General features: G+C 65.6%; 8 protein-coding genes and 1 pseudogene. 2 read left to right on the top strand and 7 right to left on the bottom strand.

All coding sequences use genetic code 11. From position 1 onward, the window contains the following. Nucleotides 1-55: 55 nt before the first annotated feature. The 6 genes and pseudogenes from AB0C29_RS02205 to AB0C29_RS02230 form a co-directional block, all read right to left on the bottom strand. Nucleotides 56-802: a thioesterase domain-containing protein gene (locus AB0C29_RS02205; protein ID WP_360814101.1), complete on the bottom strand. Its 747-nt coding sequence runs from the start codon at nucleotides 800-802 to the stop codon at nucleotides 56-58. 39 nt (nucleotides 803-841) lie between these two features. Next, on the bottom strand, nucleotides 842-2,128 hold the full coding sequence (locus AB0C29_RS02210) for an MFS transporter (protein ID WP_360814103.1): 1,287 nt from the start codon (nucleotides 2,126-2,128) through the stop codon (nucleotides 842-844). After that, nucleotides 2,115-2,900: a hypothetical protein gene (locus AB0C29_RS02215; protein ID WP_360814105.1), complete on the bottom strand. Its 786-nt coding sequence runs from the start codon at nucleotides 2,898-2,900 to the stop codon at nucleotides 2,115-2,117. The genes AB0C29_RS02210 and AB0C29_RS02215 overlap by 14 nt, the downstream gene beginning before the upstream one ends. Before the next feature lie 346 nt (nucleotides 2,901-3,246). Beyond that, nucleotides 3,247-3,432, bottom strand: a complete 186-nt coding sequence (locus AB0C29_RS02220) for a hypothetical protein (RefSeq protein ID WP_360814107.1) — start codon at nucleotides 3,430-3,432, stop codon at nucleotides 3,247-3,249. Next, nucleotides 3,429-4,102, bottom strand: a pseudogene (locus tag AB0C29_RS02225) (hypothetical protein). The gene AB0C29_RS02220 and the pseudogene AB0C29_RS02225 overlap by 4 nt, the downstream one beginning before the upstream one ends. 359 nt (nucleotides 4,103-4,461) lie before the next feature. Continuing rightward, nucleotides 4,462-4,677, bottom strand: coding sequence for a winged helix-turn-helix domain-containing protein (locus AB0C29_RS02230; RefSeq protein WP_360814109.1), 216 nt, complete (start codon nucleotides 4,675-4,677; stop codon nucleotides 4,462-4,464). A 546-nt stretch (nucleotides 4,678-5,223) separates the two neighbouring features. Between AB0C29_RS02230 and AB0C29_RS02235 the strand changes: the two genes are divergently transcribed. Continuing rightward, the gene (locus AB0C29_RS02235) at nucleotides 5,224-6,822 is read left to right on the top strand and encodes a condensation domain-containing protein (protein WP_360814111.1); all 1,599 of its coding nucleotides are present in this window, start codon (nucleotides 5,224-5,226) and stop codon (nucleotides 6,820-6,822) included. 199 nt (nucleotides 6,823-7,021) lie between these two features. On the opposite strand, the gene AB0C29_RS02240 is transcribed toward AB0C29_RS02235, so the two are convergent. Beyond that, nucleotides 7,022-7,180, bottom strand: coding sequence for a hypothetical protein (locus AB0C29_RS02240; RefSeq protein WP_360814113.1), 159 nt, complete (start codon nucleotides 7,178-7,180; stop codon nucleotides 7,022-7,024). Between the two features lie 421 nt (nucleotides 7,181-7,601). On the opposite strand from AB0C29_RS02240, the gene AB0C29_RS02245 reads away from it, so the two are divergent. Further along, nucleotides 7,602-8,090, top strand: coding sequence for a SigE family RNA polymerase sigma factor (locus AB0C29_RS02245; protein WP_360814115.1), 489 nt, complete (start codon nucleotides 7,602-7,604; stop codon nucleotides 8,088-8,090). Nucleotides 8,091-8,197 lie beyond the last annotated feature (107 nt).

The raw sequence follows: 8,197 nt of genomic DNA on the forward strand, positions 1-8,197 counted from the left end.
CGCCGAAAAGTGGACCGGGTCCCGTAACGAGTCCGCCCTGGATCAACGACACCCATCACTGCGGTACGGGATCCGCTCCGCGGGCGTCGGACGCGACCGCGGTGCAGGCTCCGAAGACCAATCGGGCCAGTGACTCCCAGGAACCGGACGGCATCAAACTCTGGCCGTCAATGTCATGGAAGGTCACCCGGCCGGTGGTCTCGGCCGCCCAGCAGGCAAGAATCGTCCGCTCCTCGGGGGTCGACGCGGACGCCAGGAAGACGTCGATCGGCAGGTCGAGCAACTCCTCCTGCTGGTACCGGTAGCTCACCGCGAGCCCGAGGTCGGCGGTGATGACCGGTTCGATGAGCGACCACATCTCGGGGTTGTCGAGCACGGCGGTCGCCATCGCGCCGGTGCGGCGAACCTCTGCGCGTACGTCGGTCACCGGCACACGATCGCCGGACTGCCCGGGTGGGTCACCGACCACCAACAGTCGGCTCGGCCCCGGTAGACCGCGGCGCCGAAGCTCGCGGCACACCTCGAAGGCCAGCAGCGCGCCGAAACAGTGGCCGAAGAAGAGGTAGCGGCCGCTGGTGTCCAGGTCGTCGACCAGCGCCCGGACCAGTTGGCCGAGGTCGGTCGGGGCCGGGTCTCGATACCGGTCCTCCCGGCCCGCCCGCCGGCCGACCACCAGCTTGACCTCCTCGGGCGCTGCGGCCGACCAACCGCGGAAGGGCAGGGCCCCAGCGCCGGACCACGGGAAGCAGACCAGCCGCACGCCGGCGCCCCGGGTCAGGGTCACGTAATTGTTCTTGCTCACGAGTTCTCCTCTGAGGCGACCGTCCGCGTCCAGCGCGGATCAGACGGCCACTTCGGTCGCTTGCGGCGCCGGATCGTTCTTCGGTGCCATCGACGGCGGGCAGACGATGAGACCGTCGCGCTGCTGGCGTACCTGCCGGATCTCGGGCACCAGGATCAGCGCGCCGGTGGACAGGAGGATCAGCGTGGCGGCGCCGAGGAGGGTCGGCGTGTCACCCAATCGTTCCGCGACCGGCCCGGTGGCCGCGTACCCCATAGGCATGATCACCACGGAGATGAGCGCCTCGTAGGAGCTGACCCGTGATATCACCGTCTCGGGGATGACCTGTTGGACGGTGGTGTCCCACACCTCGTTGATGTAGGTCATGCCGGCCGAGCCCACAACCGCCGCCGCGGCGACGACCATCACCGGCATCGGCCCGATCAGCGCGAGCAACTCGAACGCTGTCAATCCGAGCGCCAGATGGCCGACCACAAGGGGGCGGCGGGGCCGCCAGCGTAGGGCGATGATGCCGCCGAGGAGTGCGCCGACCGCCAGGCCGGTGCTGATCAGACCCCAATTCAGCGCTGAGCCCTGCTTGCTCGCGAAGATGATCGGGCCCAGCACGAAGAGCGGGCAGATCGAGAAGTTCCACACGGCGTGGAAGATGAGGGTGATCCAGTACCAGCGGCGCATCCGTAGCTCACGCCACCCGTGCGTCAGATCGTCGAGAAAATGCGTGCGTTCCCGTCGAGCCGACCGGGGAACCCGCAGGAAGGCGAGGCATGCCGCACTGACCACGAAGGACGCCGCGTCGATCAGATAACCCCAGGGAGGGCCCGAGAGGGCCACCAGACCGCCCGCCAACGCCGGGCCGAACATCCGCGACGCGTTGGCCGACATACCCATGAGCGCGTTCGCCTGCTGGAGCTTGTCCCGCGGTGCGAGCTGGGGTACGAGACCGGTCAGCGCCGGTTTCGAGATAGACGAAGCCGCCCCGAAGAGGGCCGAGGCGGTCAGGATCAAGCCCACCGATGTGTGGCCCGACAACAGCAACAGGCCTACGGTCCCGTGCAGGACGGCCAGGAATCCGTCACCACCGAGGAGGAGCAGCCGTCGCGGCAACCGGTCGGCCAGAACACCGCCGATAAGCAGTAAACTGACACGGACGATCGTCGAGACCGCGAGGACGGAGCCGACATCCGCGGCCGATCCGCCGGCGTGGATGACCGCGAAGACGACGGTCACCGGCATCAGGGCGTCGCCGATGCCCGATGCGGTTCGGCTGATCCACAGCAGGCGGTACGGCCCATTGGCGAGCGGGCCGAACTTGTCAACACCGACCATCGCCCGTCCCTACGGTTGCGACGGGCCTCGGAGTCGACTCATGTGCCTCAACCGCCCGCCGGACTGCCTCCGCCACGGCAGGGGAGGCCAGCATCCCGTCACGGTTCACGTCGAGCCGGCGCAACTCGCCGGGAAAGAGCGCGTCTTGCACGTATCCGGAGGAGGCCAAAATCTCCGGCCTGGCCGCTGGGAAGGACCGGCTGAGGCCGCTCATCACCAGGTAGGCCAGGTAGCGGTGGAAGCGGGCGCCTAGCTGAACACCGAGCTTCGCGGGCAGACGCATCCGGGCGAAGGCGGCAGCGACCGTGGTTACATAACTATCCAACAACAGCCGTGCGTCCTGCACCAGGTCTCGGTCGTTGGGGGTCCAGCCCGGCGGCCGGGTCAGTTCGCCGGCCCGACTGCGGTCCATACTCTGTAGTGACGCTAACGAGGTCTCGTAAGCCTGCAAGAGGGTCATCCGATCGACCGTTTCCGGATCCACGAGCACGACGTGCGGCGCGGGCTGCCGAGCGGCACCGAGCAGCACTGATACGGATTGGGCAAGGGCGGCACCGGCGCAGTAGCCGATCACGACAGCGACCTCGAACCCATTCGCCGCGATCTCGCCGGTCAGTAGTCTGAGCCGGGCATCGACCGACGATGGCCGGTCCACATCGTCGAGTTCGTCCGGCGGCATCACTTCAAGGACCGGCACGTCTCCCGCAAGCAGCTCGACAAGGTCGGCGAAGCTGGCCCCGGCCCGTCCGGAACCGAAGTCGAACGCGAGCACGCAGGGTCGATTGCTACCAGCGCGCAGCGTGCGTAGTACATGAAGTTCCACGAATGTCCTCGTGTGCAAGTGATGCGCCGAACTATCGAGTATTCCCAGCGGGGGTCTCCCGACTGCCATCCATCGATGTGGTGCGATCCCCGGTCGCACATGAAACCACACATGTCACCAGCTCGCGACCCCGCCTGTAAAGCGCAGTGGCCGCTGCGGGAGTGATTCAAGATCACCACGATCGGCATAAGGCGCACCTGCGCCGGGAAACGACAGTCGCGGCTCGACGTTGGGCTGTTCGGCCAGATGCGCACTGCCCATACTGGCTCTTCGAAGTCAAGGGTCCGACGATGAATTAGGTGGTCGGTTTAAGGTTGATTGTCGGGTCTCGCAAGTCTTCTGGAGCCTGTCCAAGATGGGTGACGAAGTTCCACACGCCGTGGAAGGCGTATCGCTGGACCGGAACAGCCTTGATCTGCGCGTCACTGACGCGGATCCGGTGGGGGTACTGGTTGATATCCCCGACCGCGGCGACGGTCACCCGGTCTCCGACGTGGTCGCGCCGATCGTCTCGACGATGACCCGGCAATGGGTCAGCGGCCGACCCCGCCAGTTCATCGAGATGAATGAGAACAGCCGGTGTTGGACCTTGTTCCGCTTGCTGGTGCCGGGCGGGAAGTGATAGACCGTGACTGCAGCCCGGTCTGCGCCGCGAACGCGGCGATCTCGACCTTGAATGCCCGTAGCGGATAACCGTTGGACCCGCCGCAGTCCGCAGCGAGCAACCACCGGCTGCTGTGTGGATACCGGACCTGCACGGCTGACCGGTCGGCTGCCATTCCCCGGCCGGTTTCCGCGTACTCTCCGACGAGTTCCTTCTTTTCGTGTCCACGCTGATCACGGCCCCCGACGTCCAAAAACGTAGCGGCGAGAACGTTGGTATGCGCGAACTGGCCATCACGGTCGGGATGTCCAGCGCCTTCCTTGGTTTTGAACACCGCGTGCAGCCTATACCCGACTGCTTCAGCAACCCGGGCCCCGGTGTTCCTCCTGACGGTGAAACCCTTGGCATACAAACCTTTCATCAACTGGGCGAAGGTTTGGCGTCCACCGCAACGGCGACGTCGGATCCCCGCGCGTCTCCGGCGGACAACGCGTCCAACGCCTCGGCGATACCGAGCTGGCCTGACCGATCGGCACAGCCTCCACACCCAGCAGTAACCGCCACTGCCGCTCGTCCAGATGCGGCCTCAGCATAGCCAGCTTCACCGCCAGGGCATCCTCGCTCATCACATCGAGCCCAACGAGCCGATCATGAAACCGCCGACCGGCTGTCGAGCCCTTAACGGCGCCGCGAAGCGCTCCTCAAAGCAACCCTTCGGTTCGCTGGCCCGTCCCTCATGGAGCGTGCCTCAGTAGAGCATGCGTGTGCGGTCGCCCGGCCAGTAGGCGGCCAAGCCGGCCATCGATATCTTGCGTCCGCCGCGACTGGCGACGCAAACGAATCGGGGTCTTGCCTCGCGGGTTACAGGTGCGGGCCCTGGCTGGTCTCAGCGACAGTTCGGCCTCGTCAGCGAAACAGATTCACGCACCTAGCCTGCGCGCGACTCTTTACCGCCGGCCACTGATGACGCCGCCAACGCTCGATCGCCTGCTCGTCACGTTCAGCGGCACGCTGGATCGGTTGCTGCGGCGTGAAGCTGGCCCCGCGCAGCACATTCCACGCCGTGGTGATGCTGACGGTGACGTTCAAAATCCGCCCGATCAGTGTGCAGACCCGCGCCAACGTCCAGCGCTGGTCTCGCTCCGCTCGGCCCCGGTAGGACCCTCGTTCAGCTTCACGATCAGCTTCTGCACGAGCGCCTCGGACAACACCGGAGCCGGCCCCGGAGCACCCTTCAAGGCCAAAGCCTGCTCACCGCCCGCTGCCCAGGCTCGCCGCCACGCGAACGCTGACTCGGTCGAGACTTCCAACGCGGCGGCGACCTGCGCACCGAACTGGAGGCATCCACCCTGATCAGCGACATGGACACAAGAGTGTCCCTCACCTCTGAGGGTCAGTTGATGATGATCCGACAGAGGGCGGCCAAGTGACGTACCCGCCGAGAGTGCCACCGCAAGTCCCCCTTCCCCAGATGGCAGGGCGGCCCACGCTCTGAACCGCTGCCCGCGGCCGCTCTCAGGTATTCCTATATGGCCGCAGGGTGAGGAGCCGATCGGTCGAAGTAACTCGACGGGCTGAAATAGATGACGCTCCAAGCTATGCTGCCGGATCGAATCCACACTCGTTGGTGCTGTCTGTGTTCCGACGGGAGCGACGAAGGGTTATGTGATGGGTTTCGTCGGCAACGCGACATCGGAGCGGGACACCCAGCTTGCCCTCTCTATTGCTGCCATATCGGACATCTGCGTCAGAGTACTGGGCGTGGACAGCCTCGGGCCCGACGAAGATCTGTTCGCCTCTGGCGCTGATTCGATTTCACTCATGCTCATCGTCGGGCGGGCCCAGGCGCTAGGCCTGCCGGTCGACATAGAGGCGGCATTTCGTGCGCCAACTGTGCGCTCGATGGCGCTGGTCGGCGCGGTCGGCGCAGATGTTCCGTCGGCGGTCGCGGATCCAGAATGGAAGGCGGAGTCGTGGGTTCCGCTGACGGGATATCAGGAGTTCCTCATCGGTTTCTACCCCAGATTGGAAGCGAAGGTCACGAACGTAGCCCTCGTTCTCGCCGACGAGGTCGTTGAAGACCGGCTGCCGTCCGCCCTCAAGGAGCTCGTTGAACGCCACGACTGCCTGTCAATGAGCTTCGAGAAAACGGAGGACGGCTGGCGGCAATCGTTGCATGAACCTCGTCCGCCATCTTTAGCCGTCGTAGATGTGGCTGACGTCAATGACTGTTGGAAAATTCTCTCCGCAACTCGATACTCCATGCTCGTCGATGCATCGCCTCTCATTCGGGCAACGTTGTACCGATCCCACGCCGGACCTAGGCTGCTGCATCTGGTGATTCACCATCTGGTCACCGATGCGGCCGGCATCAACTTTATGCTCGACGATCTAGAAAGTATCATCGCCTCCAAGCAGGGCGGTCCAGCCACGACGACCACCCCGGGAAGTTTCGCCGCCTGGTGCCATTGGCTGGATCGACTCAGGGGATCGGAAGGACAGGTCGCTCTACGCCAATGGACGGGGTATCTCCGGCCGGACGTGCCCGTTGCTGCCCCGGTCGACTTCGACAGAGCGGAGAATCGTCTTGAGAGCACGAGAGTTGACAGGTTTCGACTAGGCCGTCATGACACGGCGCGGCTTCGGCACCTCTGCACCGCTCTGCCGGTCCTTTCCCTGGAGGGAGTAATTCTCGGCGCACTTGCCCACGGACACGCCCGCGTCTTCACAACCAGCGAACTGCGGGCTCTGGTGGCCAGAAGCGGCAGGCGCCCCGTGCCCGGGGGGCCAGATCCATCGGCGATAGCTGGCTGGCTTGGCTATGCATTCCCGACGCTTCTGACGGTCCCTGCCGGTGACATTACCGAGGTCGGCGTCGCCTTCGATATCTGTACCCAGTTGAAGTCCGCCCCCGACGACGGTTTCTCGTATTTCCTAATCGATCGTGAAACGCGGGAAAGTTTTCCACCGCCGTCCCTCTCATTTACGTATCAGGGCTCGATGAGCGCACCGATTGCCCGCACCCTGATTTCGGACGTGGATCCTCCCGAGGGATGGAATTCCCCGATGCAAGGCACCCGAACGGTGCTGTTTCAGGCGCACGCGAACCTCATCGATGACGGCGTGGACGTCTCCATTCGTTACAGTGAGTATCACCATAAGCCCGAGACCATCCGGGCGTGGCTGGAGGGCGCGGAGTCGTTCCTGCGCAGGCTCGCAGACCACGGCCACATCGACCGGCTTGACCCGCCATTGCGTGCCAACTAAATGGAACGGGGTGAAGCGTGAGCATGGACTCGACGCCGACAGCTTCGGTCGGCAACGGCGCGTGGAAAAGTGGCTGGTGACCCATCGGGGTTAAGGCTTTCAAAGCGGCGGCTGCGTGACTTCGGCCCACGGCGGCGAACGCCCTGGCGGGCCGGAACGCGGGCAGGGCATCGATCCGTCCGCCGCCCGCTCCAGCACGTCAGCCGACGGCGGCTCCTGGACACCAATCAAAGACACAATCGGTCGCCGGGATGACCACCTCGGCGATCATTGTTTCCGGGCCGGGCTGGTAGATCAGCCGCAGGCCGATCCGGCTGTACAGCTCCGCCTTGTCGCGCGGGTCAGCGTCGCGGAGCAACCTGAACAGGTCGTTGAAGGCCTCCGCGATGGCGTCGAGTTGGTCGTGGGCATCCGCTGAGGTGGCGCCTCGGCAGAGCCGAGCAGTGCTTGAGCTGTCCTCTTGATCGCCGTGGCCTCCGAGATCCAGCCGGGGATGAGTGCGGGGGTCACCTCCGGCGTCGAGGGTGTCCCGATAGCGGCTGATGTTTAGGTGAGCCCCGCCTGCCCTGTTTCTCGTCGTCTGGGCCCGGGCGAAGGTGGGTGACCTGGCCGGCGACGAGCCGGCCGTCTGTTCGTGATCTTCACAGTCACGCCGATCGCGGCTACTGCGACTCGTCCACGGCTGTTCCCGGGGTTCTGCGGGACAACGCGAACGGCAGTTTGCTCGAGTTCCCCGCGACGGCGTGCAACAAAGCCGGTCCCCGGCGTGTAATCAAGGTATGAGAGGTGCGGACTTCGAGGCGTACGTGCGGGAGGTCAGCCCTGGGCTGCTCCGTTTCGGGCACGTCCTGACCCTCGATCGGTCCGAGGCCGAAGATCTCGCGCAGGAGACGCTCATCCGGGTGGGACTGGCCTGGTCGCGCGTGCGGCAGGACGGCAACCCGGTCGGCTACGCCAACCGGACCATGGTCAACCTGTTCCTCAACCGGCGCCGCGGACGCGTCGACATTCCCGTCGCGGCCATGCCGGAGCGGGGCCAGGAGGATCTCGGCATCGCCGCCGTCGATGCCGCCGGCGCCCTGCGCGACCTGCTGGCCGGGCTGCCACCGCGGCAGCGGGCCGCAGTCGCGTTGCGGTATGTCCACGACATGCCGGACGACGAGATCGCCGCGCTGCTCGGATGCAGTCCGCAGACCGTGCGCTCCCAGGTGTCCCGGGGCCTGGCCACCATGCGCTCCCACCGGCCCGACGAGGAGGTGACGTCATGACCGACCGTGAGCTGGCCGAGTTCGACATCCCGGTGCCCCAGGATTTCGTGCAGCGCGTGCAGCGGGGCGTGCGTCGCCGCCGCCTGCTGCGGGCCGCGGCGACCGGG

It is taken from the genome of Actinoplanes sp. NPDC048791 (assembly GCF_040650095.1).
Taxonomy (GTDB): domain Bacteria; phylum Actinomycetota; class Actinomycetes; order Mycobacteriales; family Micromonosporaceae; genus Actinoplanes.

Coding starts and splice junctions, on each gene's coding strand:
- AB0C29_RS02235 (WP_360814111.1), top strand. CDS start 5,224: ATGGGTTTCGTCGGCAACGCGACATCGGAGCGGGACACCCAGCTTGCC.
- AB0C29_RS02245 (WP_360814115.1), top strand. CDS start 7,602: ATGAGAGGTGCGGACTTCGAGGCGTACGTGCGGGAGGTCAGCCCTGGG.
- AB0C29_RS02210 (WP_360814103.1), bottom strand. CDS start 2,128: ATGGTCGGTGTTGACAAGTTCGGCCCGCTCGCCAATGGGCCGTACCGC.